The sequence below is a fragment of the Rouxiella sp. Mn2063 genome (assembly GCF_049319665.1).
GTDB lineage: Bacteria > Pseudomonadota > Gammaproteobacteria > Enterobacterales > Enterobacteriaceae > JBMOUD01.
In genome coordinates, this window is the sequence record NZ_JBMOUD010000014.1 from 24278 (window position 1) to 50144 (window position 25867).

At 51.6% G+C, this 25867-nt stretch carries 24 protein-coding genes; 16 read left to right on the forward strand and 8 right to left on the reverse strand.

Annotated elements, in window-relative coordinates:
• Positions 1-148 precede the first annotated feature (148 nt).
• From ACL9RG_RS17830 to ACL9RG_RS17850, 5 genes are read left to right on the forward strand one after another with little or no spacing between them, the layout of a single operon-like run.
• On the forward strand, positions 149-1756 hold the full coding sequence (locus ACL9RG_RS17830) for an ABC transporter substrate-binding protein (RefSeq protein WP_422794068.1): 1608 nt from the start codon (positions 149-151) through the stop codon (positions 1754-1756).
• Between the two features lie 50 nt (positions 1757-1806).
• Entirely contained in the window at positions 1807-2766 is a 960-nt protein-coding gene (locus ACL9RG_RS17835) for an ABC transporter permease (RefSeq protein ID WP_422793979.1), read from the forward strand.
• Positions 2766-3707: an oligopeptide ABC transporter permease gene (gene opp4C, locus ACL9RG_RS17840; protein ID WP_422793980.1), complete on the forward strand. Its 942-nt coding sequence runs from the start codon at positions 2766-2768 to the stop codon at positions 3705-3707. The genes ACL9RG_RS17835 and opp4C overlap by 1 nt, the downstream gene beginning before the upstream one ends.
• Before the next feature lie 4 nt (positions 3708-3711).
• On the forward strand, positions 3712-4698 hold the full coding sequence (locus tag ACL9RG_RS17845; RefSeq protein WP_422793981.1) for an ABC transporter ATP-binding protein: 987 nt from the start codon (positions 3712-3714) through the stop codon (positions 4696-4698).
• Between the two features lie 9 nt (positions 4699-4707).
• On the forward strand, positions 4708-5688 hold the full coding sequence (locus tag ACL9RG_RS17850) for an ABC transporter ATP-binding protein (protein WP_422793982.1): 981 nt from the start codon (positions 4708-4710) through the stop codon (positions 5686-5688).
• A 390-nt stretch (positions 5689-6078) separates the two neighbouring features.
• Here the strand turns inward: ACL9RG_RS17850 and hpxZ are convergent, their stop codons facing one another.
• Genes hpxZ through ACL9RG_RS17870 form a run of 4 tightly spaced genes read right to left on the reverse strand, consistent with a single transcriptional unit; the run spans position 6079 to position 9737 of the window.
• Positions 6079-6462, reverse strand: coding sequence for an oxalurate catabolism protein HpxZ (gene hpxZ / locus ACL9RG_RS17855; RefSeq protein ID WP_422794069.1), 384 nt, complete (start codon positions 6460-6462; stop codon positions 6079-6081).
• A gap of 53 nt (positions 6463-6515) precedes the next feature.
• On the reverse strand, positions 6516-7913 hold the full coding sequence (locus ACL9RG_RS17860) for an AtzE family amidohydrolase (RefSeq protein WP_422793983.1): 1398 nt from the start codon (positions 7911-7913) through the stop codon (positions 6516-6518).
• Entirely contained in the window at positions 7910-8110 is a 201-nt protein-coding gene (gene hpxX, locus ACL9RG_RS17865; protein ID WP_422793984.1) for an oxalurate catabolism protein HpxX, read from the reverse strand. The genes ACL9RG_RS17860 and hpxX overlap by 4 nt, the downstream gene beginning before the upstream one ends.
• 40 nt (positions 8111-8150) lie before the next feature.
• A complete protein-coding gene (locus ACL9RG_RS17870) occupies positions 8151-9737 on the reverse strand; it encodes a gamma-glutamyltransferase family protein (protein WP_422793985.1) in 1587 nt (528 codons plus the stop codon).
• Between the two features lie 178 nt (positions 9738-9915).
• Between ACL9RG_RS17870 and ACL9RG_RS17875 the strand changes: the two genes are divergently transcribed.
• From ACL9RG_RS17875 to pucL, 10 genes are all read left to right on the forward strand, one after another.
• A complete protein-coding gene (locus ACL9RG_RS17875; RefSeq protein ID WP_422793986.1) occupies positions 9916-10755 on the forward strand; it encodes a MurR/RpiR family transcriptional regulator in 840 nt (279 codons plus the stop codon).
• Between the two features lie 268 nt (positions 10756-11023).
• Complete coding sequence (locus ACL9RG_RS17880) at positions 11024-11815, forward strand: transporter substrate-binding domain-containing protein (RefSeq protein WP_422793987.1); 792 nt, start codon at positions 11024-11026, stop codon at positions 11813-11815.
• 25 nt (positions 11816-11840) lie between these two features.
• Positions 11841-12506 carry an amino acid ABC transporter permease gene (locus ACL9RG_RS17885; RefSeq protein ID WP_422793988.1) on the forward strand — a complete coding sequence of 222 codons (666 nt, stop codon included), beginning with the start codon at positions 11841-11843 and terminating at the stop codon, positions 12504-12506.
• A gap of 2 nt (positions 12507-12508) precedes the next feature.
• Entirely contained in the window at positions 12509-13159 is a 651-nt protein-coding gene (locus ACL9RG_RS17890; protein WP_422794070.1) for an amino acid ABC transporter permease, read from the forward strand.
• Positions 13159-13908, forward strand: coding sequence for an amino acid ABC transporter ATP-binding protein (locus tag ACL9RG_RS17895; protein ID WP_422793989.1), 750 nt, complete (start codon positions 13159-13161; stop codon positions 13906-13908). The genes ACL9RG_RS17890 and ACL9RG_RS17895 overlap by 1 nt, the downstream gene beginning before the upstream one ends.
• 114 nt (positions 13909-14022) lie before the next feature.
• Positions 14023-15264 carry a pyridoxal-phosphate-dependent aminotransferase family protein gene (locus ACL9RG_RS17900; protein WP_422793990.1) on the forward strand — a complete coding sequence of 414 codons (1242 nt, stop codon included), beginning with the start codon at positions 14023-14025 and terminating at the stop codon, positions 15262-15264.
• Position 15265: 1 nt separating this feature from the next.
• Positions 15266-16519, forward strand: coding sequence for an allantoate amidohydrolase (gene hpxK / locus ACL9RG_RS17905; RefSeq protein ID WP_422793991.1), 1254 nt, complete (start codon positions 15266-15268; stop codon positions 16517-16519).
• A gap of 206 nt (positions 16520-16725) precedes the next feature.
• A complete protein-coding gene (gene uraD, locus ACL9RG_RS17910) occupies positions 16726-17220 on the forward strand; it encodes a 2-oxo-4-hydroxy-4-carboxy-5-ureidoimidazoline decarboxylase (protein ID WP_422793992.1) in 495 nt (164 codons plus the stop codon).
• Positions 17220-17555, forward strand: coding sequence for a hydroxyisourate hydrolase (gene uraH / locus ACL9RG_RS17915; RefSeq protein ID WP_422793993.1), 336 nt, complete (start codon positions 17220-17222; stop codon positions 17553-17555). The genes uraD and uraH overlap by 1 nt, the downstream gene beginning before the upstream one ends.
• A 3-nt stretch (positions 17556-17558) precedes the next feature.
• The gene (gene pucL / locus ACL9RG_RS17920; RefSeq protein WP_422793994.1) at positions 17559-18461 is read left to right on the forward strand and encodes a factor-independent urate hydroxylase; all 903 of its coding nucleotides are present in this window, start codon (positions 17559-17561) and stop codon (positions 18459-18461) included.
• A 28-nt stretch (positions 18462-18489) separates the two neighbouring features.
• Here the strand turns inward: pucL and ACL9RG_RS17925 are convergent, their stop codons facing one another.
• From ACL9RG_RS17925 to ACL9RG_RS17935, 3 genes are all read right to left on the reverse strand, one after another.
• On the reverse strand, positions 18490-19764 hold the full coding sequence (locus ACL9RG_RS17925) for a glutamine amidotransferase-related protein (RefSeq protein ID WP_422793995.1): 1275 nt from the start codon (positions 19762-19764) through the stop codon (positions 18490-18492).
• A 771-nt stretch (positions 19765-20535) separates the two neighbouring features.
• On the reverse strand, positions 20536-21324 hold the full coding sequence (locus tag ACL9RG_RS17930) for an amidohydrolase (RefSeq protein ID WP_422793996.1): 789 nt from the start codon (positions 21322-21324) through the stop codon (positions 20536-20538).
• Positions 21312-22472 (reverse strand): pyridoxal phosphate-dependent aminotransferase, encoded by a 1161-nt coding sequence (locus tag ACL9RG_RS17935; RefSeq protein WP_422793997.1) that lies wholly within the window; start codon positions 22470-22472, stop codon positions 21312-21314. The genes ACL9RG_RS17930 and ACL9RG_RS17935 overlap by 13 nt, the downstream gene beginning before the upstream one ends.
• 348 nt (positions 22473-22820) lie before the next feature.
• Between ACL9RG_RS17935 and ACL9RG_RS17940 the strand changes: the two genes are divergently transcribed.
• Positions 22821-23291, forward strand: a complete 471-nt coding sequence (locus ACL9RG_RS17940) for a DUF1456 family protein (RefSeq protein WP_422793998.1) — start codon at positions 22821-22823, stop codon at positions 23289-23291.
• A gap of 80 nt (positions 23292-23371) precedes the next feature.
• On the opposite strand, the gene fadE is transcribed toward ACL9RG_RS17940, so the two are convergent.
• On the reverse strand, positions 23372-25855 hold the full coding sequence (gene fadE / locus ACL9RG_RS17945; RefSeq protein WP_422793999.1) for an acyl-CoA dehydrogenase FadE: 2484 nt from the start codon (positions 25853-25855) through the stop codon (positions 23372-23374).
• Positions 25856-25867 lie beyond the last annotated feature (12 nt).

Genomic DNA, 25867 nt, shown 5'->3' on the forward strand with positions numbered 1-25867 from the left:
TCACGTTTTGTTAAAATTTTGCAAACACCCTGATGAGGAACGTCTTTTGGCCAAGTCTCTGCACTATTCTACCGCTCGCGGGTTGCCGCGTTTCACGCCGTTAAAACTTGCACTGTTGTGCGGATCGCTGCTGTTCTCGTCACTGTCGATGGCCGATGATGTGCTCAAAGATGGGATCACGCCAGCGACCGACGCCAGCCAGATCCCGGCTGCGGCTAAATTACGTAAAGACACCATCGTTGCCGGTATTTCTGAGCCACAGGGTATTTTCAACCCCTACTTCTTTGTTAACGGTTGGGATGAGAACGTCACTAACGTCATCTTTGCCCGTTTGATTGATTTGAATAGCCACGGTGAATCTGTGCCGGGGCTGGCAGAAAGTTGGACGGTATCGCCAGACGGCAAAACCTATACCATCAAACTGCGTCCAAACCTGACCTTTAGTGATGGTTCTCCATTGACCGCTGAAGATGTCGCTTTCACTCTGACCGTGCTGTCTGACCCGAAGTATGATGGTGACGTTATCGATATTTCTCTGGCGCATATTGCCGGTGGAGAGGCGTACAAAGCCGGTAAAGCCGACAGCGTGAGCGGTCTGAAAGTGATTGATCCCCTGACGCTACAAGTGACCACCACCGAACCGGGTGCGACGACGTTGCAAACCATCGGCGGGCCGATCCTGTCGAAAGCTTATTACGGTAAAGGCTATAGCCGCGGCAACCTCGATTATCTGCGCACCTTGAACGGTAAACCGCTGGGTAATGGCCCTTATGTGTATGAAAAATACATTCCGGGTCAGGAGATCCGTTTCCACGCTAATGAGCATTACTACAAAGGCGTGCCGCCAACGCCGCGCTTTATCTATCGCGTAACTAACCCGTCGACCAACTTCCAGTTGTTCCAGACCGGTGAAAGCGATTATGACAGCTTCACATCGCGTCCTGATGATATCGAACAACTTAAACTGCTCGGTTTCGCTAATATCAACCTGTACGGTTCCAGCGACTACAGCAAAATTGAATTTAACGTCCGCCGTCCTGCACTACAGGATGTGAAAGTTCGTCAGGCGCTGATCTACGGTTTAGATCGTCAGAAACTCATTGATGTGGTCTATCAAGGTTATGGTCAGGTGGCTAACGAGCCTATCGCACCGATCTCTTGGGCTTACAACGATCAGGGCGTTAACCCCTATAAATACGATGCAGAACAGGCCAAGAAATTACTCGACGATGCCGGTTGGAAAGTCGGTGCTGACGGCATCCGTGAGAAAGACGGTAAACGCCTGGAGTTGATGCTGCTGCTGAGTAAGAAAGTGCTTAACGATGCGCTTATCCCTATCGCCAAAGAGAACTACCGCCAGATTGGTGTCTTGCTGAAACCACAGGTTGTTGATTTCAACGCGCTGATGGCACAACGCAAGGCCGGAAATTATGACCTGGCGTCGTTTAGCACCAGTACCTTGAACGATCCGCACGATGGCGTCTGGGATTTCTACAGCACCGCAGCGGCCAAACAGGGCGGCTATAACAACCCACAGGTTGATGCACTGATTAATAAAGGCAATGCCGAGCTGGACGTGGAAAAACGTAAACCGATTTATCATGAACTGTACCAAGTGCTGGCGAACGATCCGCCGGTCATTTTGCTTGGCTACCGTAAGATTTTATCGGCCAGCAGCGCCCGGGTTAGTGGTTTCAAACCAGACATCTATAACGGTCTGACCGGCAGCCTGCCAGAAGTGAAAGTCGTTAAATAATAAGAGAACCAGCGGCTGCCGGTAATGACGGCAGCCGTGATGAAAAAGCCATGAGAAATTTTATTCTGCGACGCTTGTTGCAAACCATCCCGATGTTATTTCTAACCTCGCTACTGATCTTCATGCTGTTTGCTCTGACTCCCGGTGATTTTATTGACGGTAACGTCACACTAACCGCCCAACGCGCTGCTGAACTCAAAGCGATTTATGGTCTGGATCAGCCTTTACTGACTCGCTATTGGCACTGGCTGAGCCAATTATTACAGGGCAATCTGGGCTTCTCGTTGCAATACCAAATTCCCGTTAGCCAACTATTAAATCAGTACATCTGGAACTCATTCCTGCTGGCCTCGATTGCGATGATCTTCTATTGGGGGATTGCGCTGGCCGTTGGCGTCATCTCCTCGTTAAAGCCTTATTCGCTGTTTGACCACATTGTCAGCGTGATGATCTTTGCCGCCATGTCTTTCCCGACCTTTTTCTTGTGTCTGTTACTGATTAAATGGTTTGCGGTAGATTTGCACTGGTTGCCGGTCGGCGGTATGACCAACACCGGCAGCGATGCGCAGGGTTGGGCCAGGATAATGGAAGTTGGCGCGCATCTTATCTTGCCGGTTATTGTCCTGATAATGCTACAGGCAGGGAGCCTGACCCGTTATTTCCGCGCCAGCATGCTGGATGTTATCAAGATGGACTTCGTGCGTACCGCGCGTGCCAAAGGGTTGCGTGAGCGTACGGTGATCCTCAAACATGCGCTACGTAATGCCTTGCTGCCCATCATTACACTGTTAGGTTTTGAATTACCGGGGTTGTTCTCCGGGGCGATTATCACCGAGACGGTATTTAACTGGCCGGGTGCCGGTCATATTCATATTAATTCGCTGGCTGCACGCGACTACCCGGTACTGATGGGCTTTACGCTGTTTCTGGCGGTGTTGACCATTCTGGGTAATTTAATTGCCGACGTGCTGTACGCCTGGGCAGATCCGCGAATTCGGGTGAGGTCGTAATGTTAGGTTCTCTCTTTTCAAACCAGCGCCGTCTGCGTAAAGCGCAAATCCCAGCCCTGGCTCAGGTCACGCCGTCACCGCTGCATCAAGCCTGGAAGGCATTGCTCCGCAATCGTATGGCGATGTTCAGTCTGATTTTGCTGGTGGTCATGGCGCTGTGGTGTATTTTCGGCCCGATGTTCTCGCCGTGGCGTGATGAAGCGACCGATGCGCTGATGATCAACAAAGCGCCTAATGCTCAGCACTGGTTAGGCACGGATTTTCTGGGGCGAGATATCTACACTCGCTTATTGCTGGCCGGGCGTATTTCGCTGGTGATTGGCCTGTTAACCATGTTGCTGTCGGTGACGCTGGGCTACCTGCTTGGCGCGTTATCCGGTTATGTCGGTGGAATGACTGACAAAATCATCATGCGTGCCGCCGATTTAATGATGACGATCCCCAGCTTGCCGTTGCTGGTGGTGATGGGCGCGATGCTGGCCGAGCTGGATTTCTCGCCGGACTCGCGCGTGTATATGGTGATTTTAATGCTTAGCCTGCTGGAATGGCCAAAGCTGGCGCGGTTGGTGCGTGGGCAGATCCTCTCACTACGCGAGCGTGATTTTATGCTGGCAACCCAGGTGCTCGGGCTATCATCGCACCGCCGTATTTTCGGCCATTTGTTGCCCAATACCGTGCCAATTTTAGTGGTGATGGCGACCGTTGCCGTAGCCAATGCCATCCTCAACGAATCGGCGATTAGCTATCTCGGGCTTGGCGTGGTACCGCCATCGGCCTCGTGGGGCAATATGATGGATGCTGCTAATAGCCTGATCGATTTCCAGCGCCGTCCGTGGCTGTGGATGCCACCGGGTATTGCTATCTTCTTAACGGTGGTCGCCATCAACGTGCTCGGTGACGGCCTGCGCGATGCCCTTGACCCGAAAATGAAGCGAGGCTAAATCGATGACGCAACCTTTAGTCCGTTTTAATAATTTGTCACTGTCGTTTGCCAGTGAGCAAGGGCGGGTACGTGCGGTTCAAAATGTCAGTTTCGAGGTGATGCCCGGCCAAACTGTTGGCATCGTTGGCGAGTCTGGCTGTGGCAAAAGCGTTACCGCGATGTCATTGATGGGCTTATTACCGCCGCAAGTCGCACGTATTGACGGCGGAGAAATTCTGTTCGCCGGGCAAAACTTGCTGGCATTGCGCCCTTCAGACATGGCGGATTTACGCGGCAACCAGTTGGCAATGATTTTTCAAGAGCCGATGAGTGCACTTAATCCGGTGCTGACTATCGGCGAGCAGCTGGTGGAACCTTTGATTCGTCACGTAGGCGATACGCCTAAAGTGGCCTGGAACAAGGCTATCGCGTTGCTCAGTGAGGTTGGATTGGCGCGTGCCGATAGCCTGATGAACAGCTATCCGCATCAGCTTTCAGGCGGCATGTTACAGCGAGTGATGATTGCAATGGCGTTAAGTTGTCAGCCAAAACTGCTGATTGCCGATGAGCCAACCACGGCGCTGGATGTCACCGTGCAGGCGCAGATCCTCACGCTGCTTCGCGAGCAGGCACAACGTCAACATATGGCGCTAATGCTGATCACTCACGATCTTGGGGTGATCGCGCAAATGGCCGATCATGTCGTAGTGATGTATGCCGGTAAAATTGTTGAGCAGGGGCCTACCGCCGACGTGCTACGTCATCCGCTGCATCCTTATACTCAAGGATTGATCGCTTCGCGTCCGGTACCTGGCGAACGTCGCCGCCGCTTGTATTCTATTCCTGGCCAAGTGCCAGATTTGGCGGCATTGCCCGCGTATTGTGCTTTTACCGATCGTTGTAGCAAAGCGACCGCGCACTGTCGTCAGGGTATTCCGCAACTTATCGGGCAGCATCGTCAGGCGGCCTGTTTCTATAGCGGACTGACGGCTGAGCCAGAATTACGGTGATAAATTGCGATGAATAAAGACTATTTGATTGAGGTCGATGGCCTTAAAAAATACTTCCCGATCCAGGATGGCTTGTTCGGTCAGCAGACCGGACAACTGCGTGCCGTTGATGGCGTTAGCTTTAAGATCCGCAAAGGTTCGATCTTTGGGCTGGTGGGGGAATCCGGCAGTGGGAAAACCACGGTTGGCCGAACGCTATTAGGGCTGTATGAGAAAACGGCGGGTAGCGTTAAATTCCGCGGTGAAGAGTTATCCTCACTTAAACCTAAGCAGTTGAAAGCGCTGCGTCCAAAAATTCAGCTGGTCTTTCAGGACCCTTACAGCTCGCTTAACCCAAGAATGCGGGTAGGGGATGCCATTGGCGAAGCGATGCTAGAACATAAGCTATGTTCAGTGGCAGAACTGCGCAGCAAAGTCATTGAGGTGATGAAAATCTGTGGGCTGTCGGAACAGCACTACAACCGCTTCCCACATGAATTTTCCGGTGGGCAGCGTCAGCGTATCGGTATTGCCCGCGCGCTAATCCTCAACCCTGATTTCATTATTGCTGATGAACCGATCTCGGCATTGGATGTGTCGATTCAGGCGCAAATTATTAACCTGTTCTCTGATTTACGCGACGATCACGGTGTGACCTTCTTGTTTATCTCGCACGACCTTGGCGTGGTGGAACATCTGTGTGATGACGTTGCTGTGATGTATCTCGGGCAAATTGTAGAAACTGCCGATCGCGATAGTTTATTCCGCCAGCCGCTGCATCCTTATACTCAGGCACTGCTGGCAGCGGTACCCACACTGGACCCTGACAGCGGGCCGGTGGCGATGGCGCAGGGCGAAATCCCTGACCCGTCAAAGCCACCGACGGGATGTCGGTTTAATACGCGTTGTCCGTTGGCGACCGAGCGCTGTCGGCGGGAAGTCCCCATATTACGGGAGGTAGACGGTGGGGGCGATGTAGCAGGGCATCGCGTGGCCTGTCATTTGGTTTGAATAGCCTGTTCGCTTAGGCATAGCGTGTCTTTGGCTAGGGCTTATGTGGTTCTGGCGCAGGTTCGGTCGCTTATCAATACGTTATTATATGTCAGCGCTGCCGAACGCGACCGGCAAGGGCTTTTCGGCGAAAGCCCCTGCACCCAACGCCTGTGCTTAGCTTGTCGGGTCGCTGCGCGACTGCCCGCACTCTCTACTTCGGCCTGACGGGTCGGCTGAGACGGGCGTCCTGCCCGGCTCAGCCTAAATCCGTCGTCCTTGACGGATTTCCCCTAGCCTCATTCATTCGCTTGGCCGACAAGATGCGCTTTTAAGGTCAACAGATCTGAGGTCAAGGACTGAAGTCAACAGATCTGAGGTCAAAGGCTTAACTTCAAAGGTTGCGATCTTTTACACCATTAGGCTGACGTGGGCAGCGACGATTTTCCAGCCGCTGGGCATTTTGACCCAGGTTTGCATTTGGCGGCCGATTTTGTCGCTGCCTTCGCGGGTGAATTCGGTGCTGGCAATCGCCATGTCGTCGCCGTAGGTGGTGATGACGGTATTAGCGAGTTTACGGTCTAAGCCTTGGGATGGGCGGGAGGCGCGGAATTCACGGATGGCATCGATACCGTATAAGTTCTCACCAGCACCTAAGCGCACGGTGCGTTTGTCATGCCAGAACAGTTCGTCTAATACGGCGATATCATTGGTAATCAACGCTTGCTCGTAGCGATAAAACGCCGCGTTTACTTCGGCTAAAATGGCGGGGCGATCGATATTTTCGGTTTTCATCATCTTTCTCTCAGTTTTATCACCGGTAAGCTCACCTTACCGGTGTTGATCTGTTAACCAATCAGTGAACTCTTCACCTTAACCAAACCTTGTTCTTCCAGTGCCCAGGCGGCGCGCAAGCACAAATCTTCGCGCCATGGCGGAGCAATCAACTGCACGCCAATCGGCAGTGCGCCGTTAATCTCGATGGGAATAGACACGACCGGTAATCCGAGGAATGAAATCGGCTGGGTGAGCATACCCATGCTGGCGCGAGTCGGTAAATCCGTACCGTTGATATGAATCGTGTCCTGACCAATTAACGTCGCCTGGCAAGGCGTCGAAGGGGCAATTAAAATATCCCAACGGTCAAACATCGGTAAGATTTGCTGCTGGAAATGATGACGGAAGCGCTGGGCCTGGACATACCAAGCCGAGGGGATCATCGCACCTGCCAGCAGGCGTTCACGCGATAACGGCTCGAACTGTTCTGGGATGCTACGCAGTTTCGGCAGATATTGGTTCCCGCCTTCGGACGCGCTAATGATAAAGGCTGCCGAGCGGGCCAGTTCGGCCTGCGGCATTTCTACTTCTTCTTGCGCTTCTAACGCTTTGGCAACGCGTTTTACCGCCTCTTTGGCGTAATCATCACTCCAGGTCGAGAAATAACCGCCGAGTACTGCGGTACGTAATCCTTGCTGGCCGCGAGTTAAATGTGAAAACGTCTCGGTGACCGGTTTATCAGCCTGAAAAGCATCGCTGGTATCGCTGCCTTGCATCGCATCATAAACCGACGACAAATCACTGCTGCAACGGGCTAATGGGCCGATATGATCCAAGCTGGCAACAAACGGCTGGCTGCCGCTGCGAGAAATACGGCCAAAGGTCGGTTTTAGCCCCAGAATTCCGGTTAATGAAGAGGGAACACGAATTGAGCCGTTGGTATCGCTGCCGAGGCTAAAGTTCACCAAGCCTGCCGCAACGGCGGCGGCTGAACCGCCGGATGATCCTCCGGCGATGCGCTGGGTATCGCGCGGATTACGCGTCACACCATAATGACTGTTTTCGGTAGTAAAGCCGTACGCATAAGCATCCATATTCAGCATGCCGGACAACATTGCGCCTTGGCTTGCCAAACGGGCAACGGTATAAGCATCTTGTTTTGCCACCGCATTGCCACTATTGAGACTGGCTCCGGCCAGCGTGACTTGACCGGTGACATCCAGCAGATTCTTCACCGCATAAGGCACCGCTGCCAACGGCGGCAGGGCGGCACCGTTGGCGCGCAGGCGGTCTATTTTACTGGCTTCGCTGAGCATGCGATCGCGCGTAACATGGGTGAAGGCATTGATTACCGGGTCAGCCTTCTCAATGTTATCAAGGGTCTGGTTGGCAATTTCGGTGGCAGAAAACTCACCGGTTTTTAGCGCCAACTGCAACTGGCTAATGGTCAAATCGGAAAATGAACTCATACGTGATACACCCCGGCAATTTCCAGACGTGAGTCCAGTGGTAAATCCATCAACGGCTGCGCCATTTGGGCAATACGCGTAAATTGTGCCAACAACTCTTGTCGGCGTGAATCGTCAAGCTCAAGCGCCAATACGGACTCCATCTGGCTGATATAGGCGGCCCAATCCTTAGGGAGCGCAGAGGGATCTTTGTTCATGGTTTCTCTCGTTTTCTGTAAAATTTAACAGGCATCTGTTTTAAAAACCGGCGGCACTGCCGTTGCTGCGTGGATCAAAGGCACCTTCAAACATACCGTTGGTGTGATGAATGATGGCGCCTGCATGACCGACTGCTTCACTAAAATCGGTTAATAGCTCGACGTCATGGCCGCGCTGACGCAAACCTTCTTGCGTGCTGTGGCTAAAACGACTTTCTAGTTTGAGGCTATCGTTACTGTCGCCCCAGGTACGGCCTAATAGCCAACGCGGGCCGCTGATCGACTCTTGTAGCGGTTTACCCTGTACTACGTGGCGGATAAATACCGTGGCTTGAGTTTGTGGCTGGCCGTCACCGCCCATTGAGCCATAAACCATAGTGCGCCCGTCGTACAGTCTTGCTGCCGCAGGGTTTAAGGTATGGAAAGGTTGTTTACCCGGAGCCAATGCCAGCAGATGATCGGCATCGAGGCTGAAAGATGCTCCGCGGTTTTGCCACATCACGCCGCTGCCAGGTAGCACCATGCCGCTACCAAACTCGTGATAAATACTTTGTATAAAGGAGACGGCCAGTCCGCTGCTATCCATGACCCCCATCCACACGGTATCACCTGGACCTTTGCCTTTGCCCCAGTCGGCGGCGTGGTGTGGATTGATGCGGGTTGCCAGTACATCAAGGTATTGTGGATCTAAGAGATCTTGCGCATTTTGCGTCATCAGTCGCGGATCGGTGATAAAGCGATCGCGCAAGCCAAAGGCCAGTTTGGTCGCTTCGACAATGCTATGAATGGTCGCGCTCTCATCCATGGTTTCTAAAGGCAGGCGGTCGGTTAAGCCGAGGATCGCCAGAGAAACCAGCCCTTGCGTCGGGGGCGTTAGGTTGAAAATTTCGCCTTTGCTATGTTTTAGACGCAGCGGCACTCGGCGCTGCGGGTGATAATTGGCTAAATCTTCACGGGTTAGTGGCATGCCCAGCGCCTGCATATCAGCGGCCATGGCGTTTGCCAAATTGCCGCGATAGAAGCTATCCAACCCTTCGGAACATAGCTGCGCCAGCGTTTGTGCTAAACGAGGCTGGGTAAAACGCTGACCGGTCAGTGGAACATCGCCATTAGGCAAAAATACGTCGGCAAATGACGGGATGTGTTCCATCTCATGACGTTTAGTCCGCGTGGCGGCTTCTTGTGAGGCGGTAACCGGGAAACCATCTGCGGCATAACGCAATGCATCACATAGCAAACGCGAGAGCGGCTTTTGTTCACCGCCCAATTCGGCCGACACTTTCAGCGCCTCTTGCCAACCGCCAACAGTACCCGCAACGGTCAGCGCCGCTTTAGGACCGCGATAAGGAATTTGTTTCTCTCCAGCGTAAAGCGCCAGCGTGGCCTGTGAGCCTGCCGCACCGCTGGCATCAATCGCTATTGGCTCTCCTTTTGGTGGCACGATAAGCCAGAAACCATCGCCACCCAAGCCATTCATATGCGGATAGACCACGGCAATAGTGGCGGCGGCGGCAACCATCGCTTCAATGGCGTTTCCGCCTTCGCGCAGTACTGCTAAAGCACTTTGGCTAGCCAGATGATGCGGGGTGACGGCCATTCCCAGTGGGGCACTATTACTGTTGATCATGACGAGTCCTTATTTTCTTTAATATTCTTTAACGCGGTTTTCAGTGAGCTTGGTTTTAGTAAGCAAGAGGCGTTCCACATCTGCACTGTTGTGATGATAAATGGTAGAAATAAACTTGTATTATCTCCCCCAGCGCGTGTTATGTTCCGCTGAAACGTTAGTTACAGGAAGTCAGAAAATGAAACAAATTGATGAGCGCCTTCGTGGATATTACGCTGAACTGACGCCACAAGAGCAGAAGGTCGCTGATTTTATTTTTGACCATATCGACGAACTGATGAGCTACAACAGCGCCGAACTGGCAAGACTCAGCGGGGTATCGAAAGCCACGGTTAGTCGCTTGTTTAAACGCCTTGGTTACCCGAGTTATCGCGATATGCGTGACGAAGTGCGTACGTTACGCCAAAGCGGTATGCCGCTGACTGACAGCCGTGATGCGGTACAGGGCAACACCTTGCTCTCACGTCATTACAAACAGGAAATGGCCAACCTTACACAGTGGATTAACCAGATTGATAGCATACAATTTGCGGCCGTGATTACGGCGTTAAGCCAGGCTAAACAAGTCCGCCTATTGGGATTCCGTAACAGCTATCCCGTCGCATTGCATCTGCGTCAGCAACTAATTCAGGTGCGAGCCGGTGTGGTGATGATCCCACAACCGGGGCAGACGCTGGCCGAAGATTTAGTGGATTTAACCGCCCATGATGTCGTGATTTTTGTCGCTTTTCGCCGCCGGGTTCGTGCGACGCGCGCCATTCTTGCCGACCTTCAGCAGCGTGGCGTACCGGTATTATTAATCTGCGAGCCGCAGGCGCAATCATTAATCCCCTTGGCCCGCTGGCACTTAGCAGCATCGCTGGATAGCGTGTCTGCCTTTGACTCTTATTCGGGCGCGATGAGTCTGGTGAACTTAATCAGCAATGCACTGCTGCATGAAATATTGGCTTCTGGTCGCCAGCGAATTCATCAAATTGCTGACCTGTACGGTGATTTGGACGAACTGGAACAGCGTTAAGATTATTTTTTTCACTCATCCGGTATCAACAAGGCACCAATATAGTGCTAATGCACAATATTGGTGCCTCTCTCCTGCCTCTGTCGCAATGTCTTTGCCCTGCATCGGGGCATCTATTTTCTCAATACCTCGTCAGAACTGCCGAAACGCTCAGGTATATGAGCATTTTTAGCAAGTTTTTGCCTTTTATTGGTTTTGGCACATTAGTTGCAGAATGTCTTGCCAAAGAATCTATCGTTTCATAAATTAGTTAACTGGAGTCACTTTGATGAAAATGAATAAGCGTTTGTTGGCATGGGTTGGTGCAGCGATGTTGATGATTCAGGCTCCGTTAGTCATGGCCGATCAGCTGAAGGATATTCAACAGCGCGGTGTACTGCGGGTTGCAGTGCCATCTGACTTCCCACCGTTTGGTTCTGTGGGTACTGATATGCAACCTGAAGGATACGACATCGACATGGCCCATTATCTGGCTGATAAGATGAAACTTAAGTTGCAGTTAGTGCCGGTATCGAGTGCTAACCGTGTTCCTTACCTGCAAACCGATAAAGTGGACCTGGTCATTTCCAGCCTCGGTAAAAATGCCGAGCGCGAAAAAATTATCGATTTCAGCAATGCTTACGCGCCGCTGTTCTTGGGGATTTTTGGTAGCAAAACTGAACACTTAAGTGATGTAGCTGGCTTGTCTGGCAAAACCATTGGCGTGACTCGTGGTGCGGTTGAAGATCTGGTGTTGACGGGCCTTGCGCCAAAAGATGCCACTATTCAGCGTTATGAAGACAACAACACCACCTTAGCCGCTTATCTGTCTGGGCAGGTGCAATTTATCGCAACCGGTAACTTAGTTGTCGCGGCTGTGGCGCAGCAAAACCCACAGAAAGCACCGGTGCCTAAAGTGATGTTGAAAGATTCACCGTGCTATATCGGCCTGCGTAAAGGTGAAACCGCGTTGAAAGATGAAGTGAATACGTTGATCGATCAAGGCATTAAAGATAAGACGCTGGATGCGATGTCACAAAAATGGATGAAAGCACCACTGCCAGCCAACATGGGCGCTTAAGCGTCCTGAGTGATGGAGAGTCAACATGACCTATCAGCTTAACTTTGCCGCGTTGTGGCCTTATATGCCGGAGCTACTGGCTGGTTTGTGGGCCACTATTGAGCTGACGGCCATGGCTACGGTGGGCGGCATCGCCATCGGTATTGCCGGTGCCGCTATTCGCAGTGGTAAAAATGCCACGCTGCGCCGTATTTGGGGCGTTTATGTCGAGATTATCCGCAACACGCCTTTTGTGGTGCAGTTGTTCTTTATTGTTTTTGGTTTACCAAGCTTAGGTGTGAAGCTCACCGCGGGTGAAGCCGCACTGATTGCTATGCTGATAAACCTCGGTGCCTATAGTTCTGAAATTATTCGCTCAGGTATTCAAGCCACGCCGAAAGGGCAGTGGGAAGCCGCTCGTGTATTAGGACTTAGCCGTGCTCGCACCTTTTTCCAGGTGATTTTACCGCCGTCAATGCAACGTATTTATCCGGCGCTGGTTAGCCAATGCATTATCGTGATGCTCGGATCGTCGGTGGTATCACAGGTCTCTTATCAAGAACTGACCTTCGCCGCGAGTTTGATTCAATCACGTACTTTCCTCAGTTTTGAGGTCTATTTTGTGTCGACCTTGCTGTACCTGATGTTGTCGATGGTGATGCGTCAACTGTTACTGCTGGCTGGACGCCGTTACTTTGGAGGAGCCCGCTAATGATGACCTTCACCGATTGGGACATTGTGCGCAATTTGCTGTTAGCTGCTCGCTGGACATTGCTGTTATCGCTGGTGGCCTTTGTCGGCGGCACGATAGTCAGCCTGCCGCTGCTATTAATGCGCCTGACACGTCGTCGCTGGCCAATGCGGATTGTGCGCGTCTATACCGAAGTATTTCAGGGTACGCCGCTACTGATGCAACTGTTTTTGGCCTTCTTTGGTCTGGGATTATTTGGCATCGATGTCAGCCCGTGGACTGCGGCTTCAGTGGCATTGACCCTGTTTGCCAGCGCTTATCTGGTTGATATCTGGTCTGGCAGTATTGATGCCTTGCCAAAAGGCCAGTGGGAAGCTTCGCGCTGCCTGGGGCTGACCTTCGGACAAACCTTGTGGCGAGTGATTGCTCCGCAGGCAGTGCGCATTGCTACTGCACCGACCGTCGGTTTCTCGGTTCAGGTGATTAAAGGCACCGCACTGGCTTCGATTATTGGTTTTATCGAATTGACCAAAGCTGGAACCATGCTCAATAACGTGACGTATCAGCCGTTTAAAGTATTCACATTGGTGGCGCTTGGGTATTTCCTGATGTGTTATCCGCTTTCTCTCTACAGCCATTATCTGGAGAGAAAATTAATAGGGGAGAAGAAATAATGCCGCTTATTACCATCAATCAAGTGCAGAAATACTACGGCCAGAATCACGTATTGAAAGGCGTGAATCTAGACATTGATGCTGGCGAAGTGATTTGCATCATTGGGCGCAGTGGTTCAGGAAAAAGTACTTTACTGCGCTGTATGAATGGGCTGGAAGAATATCAGGACGGCAGCATTAAGCTTGGCGGCATGACGATTACCAGCCGCGATTCGCAGGCGCGAGAAATCAGCCGCTCGGTCGGCATGGTCTTCCAGAACTTTAACCTGTTCCCGCATATGACCGCATTGGAAAACGTCATGTTGGCCCCGCGTCGCGTGTTGGGTAAAAGCGCCGCCGAGTGCCGCGAGTTGGCCATTCAAATGCTGACCAAAGTCGGGCTGGCAGAACGCATCGATTACTACCCGGCCAACCTTTCCGGTGGACAGCAGCAGCGCGTTGCTATCGCCCGTGCTCTGGCGATGAATCCGAAGGTTTTGCTCTGCGATGAGATAACCTCGGCGCTGGACCCAGAGTTAGTCGGCGAAGTATTAAAAGTACTCGAACAGCTTGCCGCGGAAGGCATGACGCTGATTCTGGTGACGCATGAAATGAATTTTGCCCGCGAAGTGGGCGACCGCGTGGTGTTTATGCATCAAGGCACCGTGTGGGAACAAGGCGAAAGCCGCGCGTTGTTTGCCAATCCGCAAACCGCAGAAATGAAACAATTTATCGCGTCAGTGCGCGGCTTAAATGAAGCGGCGAACTGATCGACTCACCGCCCTTTAAGATGCCTGGACGCTGGCTGCGCTCACCGACCTGCATCTCGACGCTGCTTGGGTATTCCGAATAATTTTTTGCTCTATTGATTGAAGGATTCTGTTATGTCTATTTCAACGCTGGGTCAGATCAATCCACCGCACCGTCTGCTGATGGGGCCGGGGCCAATTAACGCCGATCCTCGCGTATTACGTGCGATGTCCAGCCAATTACTGGGTCAATATGATCCGGTGATGACCGGCTATATGAATGAAGTGATGGCGCTGTATCGCTCGGTATTTAAAACCAACAACCAGTGGACCATGCTAATCGATGGTACTTCCCGCGCGGGTATCGAAGCGGTGTTGATTTCCGGCATTCGCCCCGGTGACAAAGTGCTGGTGCCGGTATTTGGTCGCTTTGGCCACTTGTTGGTGGAAATTGCTCGCCGTTGCCGCGCTGAAGTCCACACCATCGAAGCACCTTGGGGGGAAGTATTTGACCCACAGCAGATTGAAGATGCAATCAAAGCCGTTAAACCGCGCTGGTTGCTGACTGTACAGGGTGATACCTCAACCACTATGCTGCAACCGCTGGAACAGCTGGGTGAGATTTGCCGCCGCCACGACGTATTATTTTACTGCGATGCCACCGCCTCTTTTGCTGGTAACGTGTTGGAAACGGATGCGTGGGGAATTGATGCGGTCACTGCTGGCTTGCAAAAATGTCTCGGCGGCCCGTCAGGTAGCTCACCGATTACCATTAGCCCGAAATTTGAAGAGCAGATCCGTCGCCGCAAATGCATCGAGCAGGGGATCCGTACTTCGGATCACGCCGATGGTGATGAAGAGATGATCTACTCCAACTATTTCGACCTCGGTATGATCATGGATTACTGGGGCCCGGAGCGATTAAATCACCATACCGAAGCGACCAGCATGTTGTTTGCTGCGCGTGAATGTGCCCGAGTAATTCTTGAAGAGGGATTGGACAATGGCATCGCTCGCCATAAGTTGCACGGTGATGCGCTATTGGCTGGTATTCAAGGTATGGGATTGGAAGTCTTTGGTGATTTAAACCACCGCATGAATAACGTGCTTGGTGTGGTGATCCCGCAAGGCATTCCGGGCGAGCAAGTACGCCAGATGATGCTTAATGACTTCGCAATTGAAATCGGTACCTCTTTTGGCCCGCTGGCCGGTAAAATTTGGCGTATCGGTACCATGGGTTATAACGCGCGTAAAGATTGCGTGCTGCAAACGCTGGTAGCGCTGGAAGCGGTTCTCAACCGTCTCGGTTTTGCGTCAACCTACGGCGCTGGCTGCCAGGCGGCGTGGGATCACTATGCTAAGCCGGAGGCGAAATAATATGACCGCTCTCGACGTGAAAGTCGCTGCCCAAGAGGCTGGGCGTCGTGTGATGGCGCGTTGCGACCAACTGGCTGAGATCTCTGAAACACCGGGTCAATTGACTCGGGTTTATCTCTCCGAGCAGCATATTCAGGCCAATCGTCTCGTCGCCGAGTGGATGGAAGCCGTGGGCATGCGTGTCTGGCAAGACAGCGTGGGGAACCTTTGCGGCCGCTATGAAGGGCTAGACCCAACGGCACCGGCGTTACTGCTCGGTTCACATCTGGACAGCGTGCGTAATGCCGGTCGTTACGATGGCCCGCTGGGCGTATTAACGGCGCTCGAAGTGGTGACTTATCTGCACCAAAACAATATTCGTCTGCCGATGGCGGTCGAAGTGGTGGGCTTTGCGGATGAAGAAGGAACGCGTTTTGGCATCGCGCTGCTTGGCAGCCGGGCCTTTACCGGCACCTGGCCGCAAGAGTGGTTAGATCGTACCGATGCGCAGGGCATCAGCGTGGCGCAGGCGATGCGCAATGTTGGGCTTGATCCTGATGCCGTATTAGCATCAAAGCGTGATATCAACGATTTCTGTGCCTACCTGGAGCTGCATATTGAACAAGGGCCGTGTTTACAAGCCGCAGATTTAGCGCTGGGTGTGGTGACGGCCATTAACGGCGCGCGTCGCCTGAATTGCCAGTTTGTCGGCCATGCCGGACATGCCGGTACGGTGCCGATGGGACAACGTCAGGATGCGCTTACGGCCGCTGCTGAATGGATACTGGCTATCGAAACTAACACCGAAGCGGCAGGAAATAATCTGGTTGCCACGGTGGGCACGATTGAAGCCTTGCCGGGAGCAGTTAACGTGATCCCAGGCCAGGTCAACCTGACGCTGGATATCCGCGGGCCGGAAGATCTACCGCTTGAGCAACTGCTTAGCCAACTGTTGACACAGGCTGAGGCTATTGCTGAACGTCGTGGTTTAACCTTTACTGCCGAGCAGTTCTATAGCATCAACGCCACTGCCTGTGACCCGCAGCTGCAACAGCGTTTCGCTGACGGCATTAGCAAGCTGCAAGCGCAGCCAATGGCGCTACCAAGCGGTGCGGGACACGATGCTATTGCTATTGCTGAGCGTTGGCCAGCCGCCATGCTATTTGTACGCTGCAAAGACGGGATCAGCCATCATCCTGATGAGTCGGTTACCGTCGAGGATGTTACTCTGGCGACGCAAGCTTATATTAATAGTGTATTGAGTTTTCAACATTAATTACTTAACGATTAATGAAATTTAATTGATAGGGAATAAACAGTAATATTACGCTGATTATTCCCTGCATTATTAATCTTGTGGTAAGTGATTTGGGTAAGTAACTGCAGCTAATGCAGAAGCAACGTCAAGTATGACGGATATTTGTATTTCATAACGTGTTCCGCGATTGCAATATTTTAAATAAAGCACAAGGAAAACCACTAATGAATATAGCTGAATTTAATCTTCTTTCTTTATCTCAGGCGAGAGCATTATTACGTCCCTGTGTTGATATTGCCAGCTGGGCCGAAGAGGTCGCTCAAGCACGGCCTTTTTCTTCATTAGACGCAGCATTACAGCGAGCAGAAAGCGCCAGTCAATCGTGGCAGCAACGCGATGTTGAACAGGCATTGGCCCAGCATCCTCGAATTGGTCAGCAAGCTGTGGGGGAGGGCAAGCATGCTGAGCTGTCTCGTCATGAGCAGTCTACGCTTGAACTTGATGGCGACGCCATAAAACAGGCGCTTGTAACCGGCAATCAGCAATATGAACAGCGCTTTGCGCGGGTGTTTCTCATCCGCGCCAGGGGGCGGACATCGGCGGAAATTCTGGAAAACCTTGAGCGGCGCTTGCATAACACTCCCGCACAAGAATGGCGTGAAACCACCGAACAATTACAGCAAATCACCTTGCTACGTTTTAAGGAGTTATTTGACTGATGAGCAAAATAACCACCCATATTTTAGACACCTCACTGGGTAAACCTGCCGCACAAGTGCGTATCTTGTTAGAAAAGATAATTGATGGCCGTAGCCAAATTATTAATCAGGTTTTCAGTGATGAAGATGGTCGTGCTGCGCAATTAACTCCACATCCAATAGAACCGGGTAATTATCGTTTAACTGCCGATATCGGTGCTTATTTCTCTGCAACCGGACGCGAGACGCTTTATAACCTCGCTATTATTGATGTGAACATTATTTCGGGGCAGGCACATTACCATCTCCCACTATTAATTAGCCCTTACTCTTATTCCACATATCGCGGGAGCTGAAATATGGCCGAGCATGACAAGATTATTTTAGGTGACAATCAATACGGTAAAGCGGAAGTTCGTTTAGTTAAAGTGACTCGTGATACGGCGCGCCATGAAATTGAAGATTTAAATATCACCTCACAATTACGCGGTGACTTTTCCGACGTGCATTTATATGGTGACAACACGAACTGCCTGACGACAGATGCGCAAAAAAACACGGTATACGCATTTGCCCGTGATGGTGTGAAATCCCCAGAAGCTTTTCTATTGCGCTTGGGTCGCCATTTCAGCAGCAATTACCCCGCCGTATCTGGTGGGCATTGGGCCGCAGAGCAGTATGAGTGGCAACGTATTCAGGTTAAAGGCGAAGGGCACGATCACGCTTTTGTGCGCAATGGTCAAGAAACCCGTACCGCCAATGTCACTATTGATGGTGACAACACTTGGGTCATTGCCGGGCTAACCGACTTAGTCGTACTAAAATCTACCGGCTCAGAATTTCACGGTTTCCAGCAAGATGCCTACACCACGCTGCAGCCGACCAATGACCGCATTTTGGCTACTTCCGTCAGCGCCCACTGGCGTTATCGCGATGCAGAACAAGATTTCAACGCAACATACGTAAAAGTGAAACAGTTGCTGCTGGAAACCTTTGCCAGCCTGCATTCACTTGCGTTGCAACAAACGCTGTATGCTATGGGAAAAGCGGTACTGGAAGCCTGTCCGGAAATCACCGAAATCAAGTTTTCGATGCCGAACAAGCATCATTTTACCGTCAATCTCGACGCCTTCGGTTTGGATAACCCGAACGAAGTATTCTATGCCGCCGATCGTCCGTATGGACTGATCGAAGCCACAGTACAGCGTGAAAGCACGGTCTTAGCGCCTAAAGCATGGGTTTCGGTGACTGGTTTTTGTTAATCAAATCCTTAATGGGGTAAAGATATTATCACCCCATTAAGAAACTACTGTGCTTACAACGCATACCTTTGGTGATTGTCGCGCGGTTAATCTCTTGTTCTTGGTTGCTTTGCCGCAATTGTTTCAGAAATGCCATTAGCAGATGGGAAGGACGTTCACGACGAGATTGTAACTCCGGCTGACCCTGTACGCCGATAAAGAAAGGATGTGAGCTAAGCTCAATTGCTTGTATTGCACCCTCATCTACACTGCTGGCGCCGATCTGCAAACCGTATGATGCCAACTCATCTGCTAGCTCGGGGTTCAGACTCCAGCGTTGGTTGTAACGCCAATCTATTTCGCTGTCGAGAATATGCCCAAGCTGGCTGCCGCCGTGTGTTAGTACCCGATGATTGCCCAAACGAGGCGATCCGCCATCAACCGGTAGACTGGTTTGCAGTGTATTTAACGCAGCTGGGCCTGACATAACGACACGCTGATGCCCTAAATATTGTTGGCCCAAGGCGGCGACCATCAGGTGCATCCCTTGATTAATGCCCATAATTGGCGTGTGAGTCTCTAGTGCCCAGTGGACGACGGTTAGTTGGCCAGCGGTATTGTGGCTGTGCATATCACCTAAACCAGATAATAAAATGCCATCTACTTCAAATAATAGCGCCTCGAGCTGGCTGCCCAACTTACTGGGATTGATATAGATTATCTCAATATTCATCGCAAGCGCATCGGCTGCATCGCCCAGTGCCGCCAACGTGGCCGGGTAACTGTCGCGATGTTCACAAACATCCCCCACTAACCCCAGGCGTATCTTTTTGCCCGCCCGCATCACCGGCTGCGACCAGGCGCCTAATATCCAACGGCCAAAACTGTCTTGAGTCCAGCCATTGCTACGGACTTTCCCGCTATCTCCATCTTCTAACTGGAAACGTCCTTGTCGTTTGACTACCTGTAACCGTTCAATGGCAATACCATGTTCAGCGGCAAGTCGGCCAATGTCATCGCAGTAAGTACTGTGTAAATCGACGTTCACCGGTAGCACGATATCTTCTTTCATCGCTCGGTTTATCAGTGCGGGGAGTGGCAGTTCACTTCCTGCATCGCGTCCGGTCAAACGCTCCAACCAGAGCAGGCCGCTGGCGATTTCCTGCCCTTGAGATGTGACATATTGACGCCCATAAGCAAAACGTTTTGCATCAAAGCTGACCGGAAGATGGCACAGCGGCACGGCTCGAAGTTCCGCCAAAATAGCCGCCAATGCGCCGTATAACGCCGGCTCCGGCGTTGTGTGAGCAATTAATGTCAGCATGATAAGCCTCTGTCAGATATCAACAGGATCTTTTATGCAAGAGTTGCACCACAATTCGGTGGTGGAGCGAATGGCTTTAAAAAGCCAGCAAATTTTTGCTGTTGGTAACAGCTGGACAGGTGCTGTTACTAACAGCAGAAGGTTTTGAAAAACCTTAGAGCGGTGTAAATTTCGGTTCTTCAAAGTAAGGTTATCAATGTTGCACCGTAGCCCGAACCGAGCAAAGGAACGAAGGCGCGTTCCTTTGCGATCCTGCGCCTTTTGTCACTTCAACTCCGCATCCAGTGGAGGCCATGTTTCAGGGATTTCAGTGATAGCGCAAATTTCATCCCATCCGGGATGCCCGGCTGCGGGATTCGAGCCAATGATAAAGCAATTGTCTCTCACCTCTTACCGGTGAAATTTTTAGTGCGCTTGGGGGGCTTTTAAAGGCTAAGTTCAAAGGCAAATACTGTTTATCTTTTGACGTAAAAAGCCCGGTGGCGCACTCAAAATTTCACTGACGAGTGGTGGAGAGACAGCGAAGCAGGCTCGAACCCGAGGAAGGGATGGCAGAGCCATGAAATTTGCGCCTGTCGCGGTGGTATCTGAAACACGGCCTAATTGGAATACAATATAAATCAATGAAAAGGCGCGGGATTGCAAAGGGATGCGCCCTACATCCCTTTGCTCGGTTTCGGCACGAAGGCTGCATTGAACACAGAACTTCGGAAACCGAAAAATTCACCGTACTTGTTCTAAAGCCGTGCCAAAACCACGGCCTAGGTTTGATCAATGATTGATAGTGAAACTATCGGCGTCACGCCATGCCGGGAATGCCTCCCGATAATCCTGTAGCTGTTGCAGCGATAATTCCGCATTGAGGATAGCGTCCTCATTTGCCGCCCCTCTTGCGAGTTCTTCGCCTTGGGCGTTGAGAATTAAACTATCACCAGAGTATTGATGCCCATACGCATCTTCGCCAACGCGGTTACAGCCTGCGACAAAGGCCTGATTTTCAATTGCCCGTGCGGTCAGCAATGTCTGCCAATGGCGGCTGCGCGGCGCAGGCCAGTTGGCGACATAGAGAGCCAGGTCGTAATCTTGCTGATTACGGGACCAAATAGGGAAACGCAGGTCGTAGCAGACTTGTGGCAGGATGCGCCAGCCGCGCCACTCGACGATTTCACGGCGATCGCCTGCGACGTAATGGTGATGCTCACCGGCCATGCGGAACAGGTGGCGTTTGTCGTAGAAATGCACTTTGCCTTGTGGCGCGACTAACAGGAAGCGGTTGACCGCGCCTTTATCAGTCGCAAGCGCCACGCTGCCGCCGACCATTGCGTCGAGTTTATCGGCCCACTGTTGTAACCACTCAATCACTCGAGATTCCGGCAGGGCGCTATCCGGGGCTTGCATGGCAAAACCGGTGGTGAACATCTCTGGCAGCACAATCAAATCACGGCCTGTTAACGTGGCAAGCAGCGAGTCGAAGTGACGCAGGTTAGCTTCACCATCCAGCCACACTAAAGGCTGCTGTAATACTGAGAGTTTTAAGGTTGATGCGTTTAAAGTTGACACAGGCGCTCCGCGGCAGCATCCAGCGTGGCTTCTTGTTTGGCAAAGCACAGGCGGACTAATTTATGGGGGAAGGCGTCGGCGCAGAATACCGAAAGCGGTATCGCCGCCACGCCAACATGTTCAACCAGCCAATGGCAGAAGGCAACATCATCTAAATCGGATACTGCGCTGTAATCCACCAGCAGGAAATAGGTGCCTTCACTTGGCAAGACTTTCAGGCGACTGTTTGCCAGTTTCTCGGTCAGTCGATCGCGTTTGGCCTGATAGAATTCAGATAGTTCCTGCCAGTGCTGCGGCTGTTCGCGCAGCATATCGGCGAGTGCCAATTGCACTGGCGTAGTAATAGAAAAGGTCAGATATTGGTGAACTTTGCGTAGTTCCGCGGTGATAATCGCAGGGGCAACGCAATAGCCGACGCGCCAACCGGTCATATGGAAGGTTTTACCAAATGAGGAAACTGTCACCGTGCGTTGACGTAATTGCGGGTGACGCAGCAGGCTGGCGTGGCCTTGTTTGGCAAAACAAATGTGCTCGTAGACTTCATCGCTAATCACAAAAATATTGCGATCGGCGATAAGCTGCCATAACTGCTCAACATCTTCGCTAGTCCACGCGGTTGCCGTTGGGTTATGCGGCGTATTGACGATCACTACTTTAGTCTTGTCGCTCAGTTGGCTGGCGAATTGATTCCAGTCTACTTTGAACTGCGGTGGCTGCAGTTGAATGCGTTTCATCACGCCGCCCGCCAGTTGAACCGCCGGTGCGTAACAATCATAACTTGGGTCAAAACTGATGACTTCATCGCCATGGGTAACCAAGGCGGTAATGGCGATATACAGTGCTTCAGTCGCCCCAGCGGTGATAGTTATATCGCTATTGGCATCAGGCTGATAGCCATAAACTTGCGCGGTTTTGTCGGCAATGGCCTCACGCAGCGCGGCTGTGCCGGTCATCGGTGCGTACTGATTAGCCCCTTGGTTAACATGCCAGCTCAAACGTTGTTTTAAGTACTCTGGCCCGTCGAAATCAGGGAAGCCTTGCGACAGATTAATGGCGTTATGCTGTTGGGCCAGTGCGCTCATCTGGGTGAAAATAGTGGTGCCTAACGCGGGCAGTTTACTTTGCGGGACTAAAGCTGCTGTGCTCATGGCTAAGGGAGGCTCCTGAACGGGTAAGACGTCAGCGACAGAGAGTGTCGGACACAATGTTATCGAGTCTACCGCAGGCGCTTAACATGAGGCAATCAAAGACGTGTAGATGTTTAAACGGCTATAGTTTTTATGATTGAGGTTGCCCCTTTATTGGTTATGGCTCTTTGCTGTCTCGATGTAACGCCAATTATTTTGTGCATGGGCAAGCTTTAATCTTTTTCGCAAAAGAGCGCGACCCCAGCGCCCAGACTTGTATAATGCCGGGCTATAAGTCGTGGGCTGGATAAACGCCAAGCAAACGACATAGGTTTACTCACTACATTACCCACACGGGATACAAGAATTATGATGAATAACGATGTCTTGCGCAGCGTCCGCTATATGCTCGATTTGAGCGAGGGGAAGCTTATCGAGATCCTGGCGTCAACCGATACCATTATCAGCCCGGCGGTGATGTCGCGTTATCTGAAGAAAGAAGATGAAGAAGGCTATATGGTTTGCCCTGATGAAGTGATGGCAAACTTTTTAAATGGCTTGGTCTTCTTCAAGCGCGGGCGCGACGATCGCTTCCCGGCACCAGAAGTTGAAAAACGTGTCACTAATAACGTGATGCTAAAAAAACTGCGTGTAGCTTTCGAGCTGAAAACCGAAGATTTGCAAAGCATTCTGACCGCCGCAGATTTTAAAGTCTCGGAAGGTGAGCTAAGCGCTTTCTTCCGCAAAGAAGGGCACAAGAACTACCGCCCATGTGGCGATCAGGTTCTGCGTTATTTCCTTAAAGGATTAACGATGCGAATTCGCCCGAAAAAAGGCTGATAATACGCTGATTTTTGTGCAGTAAAAAAGCCTGAGTGTTTTGGCACTCAGGCTTTTTGTTTTATAAAACGACGAAGAAATTAGGCCACTTCAATATGACGCGATTTCTTCTCCTGTTTGTCGCCAGTTGCTGGTGTTGCGGTTGATACTGGCGCTTGAACCGGCTTGGTTGCCAGTTCATGTGGCTCAAACTCATCGACGTTGATTGAACGTAAACGGCTCTCTTCTGCTTTAGTTAAAACAGCCGCTTCATCAGCAGTCAAATGCCCAGCTTCCAGACCTTTTTGTGCCAACACATCCAACCGGGTGAAGGACAATTTTTTACCCATTTTTTCGCTCAGGCGTTTATGGATAGGCTCTGCGGCCAGAATATCCTGCAAAGCGACTTCTAGCAGACCGACCGGGTTATGCTCGCTTGGCGTTAGATATTGACCTCGTCCCAGACGGCTGCGGGTTGCCGATGGGATTTGCAGAATGCGTGCTAATTGATGATCCAGTTTATCGGAAGGCGCAGATTGAGCGCGTCCCAGCGGCAGGGTGACAAAGCGCATGACACCCGCGATAAAGCCGTTCGGGAAGTTACGCAGTAAGTCATCAAGTGCCGTTTCTGCCTGATGCAAGCAATCCTGCACACCCCAATGCACCAGCGGTAAATCGGCTTCGTTACGGCCTTCTTCCTCATAGCGTTTCAAGGTTGCCGTTGCCAGATACAGTTGGCTGAGAATATCACCCAGACGCGCCGAGATACGCTCACGGCGTTTCAGGCTGCCGCCCAGCACGCCCATCGAGATATCTGACAGCAGTGCCAGGTTTGCGCTCAGACGGTTGATCTGTTGGTAATAATGACGCGTTGCATCATTAACTGGCGTTGAACTGGTGCGGCCGTTAGTCAAGCCAAGCCAGAAGCTGCGCATCATATTCGACCCAACGTGGCCGATATGCCCGAATAGCTGCTGGTCGAAGCTATCCAAATCATTGTTTTGTGCTGCGGCCATCTCTTTGAGCACATAAGGATGGCAGCGGATAGCCCCTTGCCCGAAGATAATCATGCTGCGGGTCAGGATATTCGCGCCTTCCACCGTGATAGCAATAGGCGCACCTTGATAGGCACGGGCCACAAAGTTATTTTTACCCAGCATAATGCCCTTACCGCCGGTAATATCCATCGCATCCATTACCGCGCGCTGGCCGCGATGAGTACAGTGGTATTTGACGATAGCCGACAGGACCGCCGGTTTTTCTCCCAGCATAATGCCGCAGGTAATCAAGGTCGCGGCCGCATCCATCACATAAGTGTTACCGGCGATACGCGCCAACGGCTCTTCAATCCCTTCCATCTTACCGATAGGTAATTTGAACTGGCGGCGGATATAAGCATAAGCGCCGGTTGCCATGGCGACAGATTTCAAACCGCCGGTGGCGTTGGAAGGCAGAGTGATACCACGGCCGACGGACAGACATTCGACCAACATACGCCAACCCTGACCGGCCATGCTTGGCCCGCCAATAATATGGTCAATTGGCACAAAGATGTCTTTACCGCGCGTTGGGCCATTTTGGAAAGGCACGTTGAGCGGGAAGTGACGATGGCCAATATCTACGCCTTTAGTATTGGTTGGGATCAGCGCACAGGTAATGCCAAGTTCTTCAGTATCACCGAGCAGATGATCGGGGTCTTTCAGTTTGAAAGCCAGACCCAATACGGTAGCGATTGGGGCGAGGGTGATATAGCGTTTGTTCCAGGTCAGGCGCATACCTAATACCTGTTCTCCCTGCCATTCGCCCATGCACACTACGCCAACGTCAGGAATTGCACCCGCATCAGAACCTGCTTCCGGGCTAGTTAAGGCAAAGCAAGGGATTTCCAGACCTTGTGCCAGACGCGGCAAGTAATGGTTCTTCTGCTCTTCAGTGCCGTAATGCTGCAACAGTTCGCCCGGGCCAAGGGAATTAGGCACACCGACGATAATCGCTAAAATCCCCGAAACACCGGACAGTTTTTGTAACACACGAGCCTGTGCATAAGCGGAGAATTCCAGGCCGCCGTACTCTTTTTTGATAATCATCGCAAAGAAACGATGTTCTTTCAGATAAGCCCAAAGTTCTGGCGGCAGGTCAGCCAGCTCATGGCTGATTTCAAAATCATTTGCCATACGACAGGCTTCTTCTACCGGGCCGTCCAAGAACTGTTGTTCTTCTTCGGTCAGGATTTGCTGCGGGTAATGATGCAGTTTATTCCAGTTAGGTTTGCCGCTAAATAAATCTCCTTCCCACCAGGTCGTGCCAGCATCAATAGCTTCTTTCTCGGTAGTAGACATGCTTGGCATGACTTTACGGAAAGTCCGTAATGCCGGTTTTGAGAACCAAGAACGACGCAGTGAAGCAACATTAAATGGCAACAAAATGATGGCAAGTGGCACTAACAACCACAGCGTCCACAAGCCGCTAAAGCCCATCGCGGCAGTATATGCCAGTGCAATAAGACTGCTCAGAGCCAGATTGACCCGGTGATAGAACAGGGCCCCAATGATAACTAAGAAAGCAACAATGCTAAGAACCATCATAATAACGCTCCT

Excerpts from the sequence above, each read along its gene's own strand:
- ACL9RG_RS17850 (WP_422793982.1), top strand. The coding sequence starts at position 4,708 with ATGAATAAAGACTATTTGATTGAGGTCGATGGCCTTAAAAAATACTTC.
- uraD (WP_422793992.1), top strand. The coding sequence starts at position 16,726 with ATGAATATAGCTGAATTTAATCTTCTTTCTTTATCTCAGGCGAGAGCA.
- ACL9RG_RS17835 (WP_422793979.1), top strand. The coding sequence starts at position 1,807 with ATGAGAAATTTTATTCTGCGACGCTTGTTGCAAACCATCCCGATGTTA.
- opp4C (WP_422793980.1), top strand. The coding sequence starts at position 2,766 with ATGTTAGGTTCTCTCTTTTCAAACCAGCGCCGTCTGCGTAAAGCGCAA.
- ACL9RG_RS17895 (WP_422793989.1), top strand. The coding sequence starts at position 13,159 with ATGCCGCTTATTACCATCAATCAAGTGCAGAAATACTACGGCCAGAAT.
- ACL9RG_RS17880 (WP_422793987.1), top strand. The coding sequence starts at position 11,024 with ATGAAAATGAATAAGCGTTTGTTGGCATGGGTTGGTGCAGCGATGTTG.
- uraH (WP_422793993.1), top strand. The coding sequence starts at position 17,220 with ATGAGCAAAATAACCACCCATATTTTAGACACCTCACTGGGTAAACCT.
- ACL9RG_RS17870 (WP_422793985.1), bottom strand. The coding sequence starts at position 9,737 with ATGATCAACAGTAATAGTGCCCCACTGGGAATGGCCGTCACCCCGCAT.
- ACL9RG_RS17890 (WP_422794070.1), top strand. The coding sequence starts at position 12,509 with ATGACCTTCACCGATTGGGACATTGTGCGCAATTTGCTGTTAGCTGCT.
- ACL9RG_RS17925 (WP_422793995.1), bottom strand. The coding sequence starts at position 19,764 with ATGCTGACATTAATTGCTCACACAACGCCGGAGCCGGCGTTATACGGC.
- ACL9RG_RS17935 (WP_422793997.1), bottom strand. The coding sequence starts at position 22,472 with ATGAGCACAGCAGCTTTAGTCCCGCAAAGTAAACTGCCCGCGTTAGGC.
- ACL9RG_RS17900 (WP_422793990.1), top strand. The coding sequence starts at position 14,023 with ATGTCTATTTCAACGCTGGGTCAGATCAATCCACCGCACCGTCTGCTG.
- ACL9RG_RS17845 (WP_422793981.1), top strand. The coding sequence starts at position 3,712 with ATGACGCAACCTTTAGTCCGTTTTAATAATTTGTCACTGTCGTTTGCC.
- ACL9RG_RS17940 (WP_422793998.1), top strand. The coding sequence starts at position 22,821 with ATGATGAATAACGATGTCTTGCGCAGCGTCCGCTATATGCTCGATTTG.
- ACL9RG_RS17860 (WP_422793983.1), bottom strand. The coding sequence starts at position 7,913 with ATGAGTTCATTTTCCGATTTGACCATTAGCCAGTTGCAGTTGGCGCTA.
- fadE (WP_422793999.1), bottom strand. The coding sequence starts at position 25,855 with ATGATGGTTCTTAGCATTGTTGCTTTCTTAGTTATCATTGGGGCCCTG.
- pucL (WP_422793994.1), top strand. The coding sequence starts at position 17,559 with ATGGCCGAGCATGACAAGATTATTTTAGGTGACAATCAATACGGTAAA.
- hpxX (WP_422793984.1), bottom strand. The coding sequence starts at position 8,110 with ATGAACAAAGATCCCTCTGCGCTCCCTAAGGATTGGGCCGCCTATATC.
- hpxK (WP_422793991.1), top strand. The coding sequence starts at position 15,266 with ATGACCGCTCTCGACGTGAAAGTCGCTGCCCAAGAGGCTGGGCGTCGT.
- ACL9RG_RS17830 (WP_422794068.1), top strand. The coding sequence starts at position 149 with ATGGCCGATGATGTGCTCAAAGATGGGATCACGCCAGCGACCGACGCC.
- ACL9RG_RS17875 (WP_422793986.1), top strand. The coding sequence starts at position 9,916 with ATGAAACAAATTGATGAGCGCCTTCGTGGATATTACGCTGAACTGACG.
- ACL9RG_RS17885 (WP_422793988.1), top strand. The coding sequence starts at position 11,841 with ATGACCTATCAGCTTAACTTTGCCGCGTTGTGGCCTTATATGCCGGAG.
- hpxZ (WP_422794069.1), bottom strand. The coding sequence starts at position 6,462 with ATGAAAACCGAAAATATCGATCGCCCCGCCATTTTAGCCGAAGTAAAC.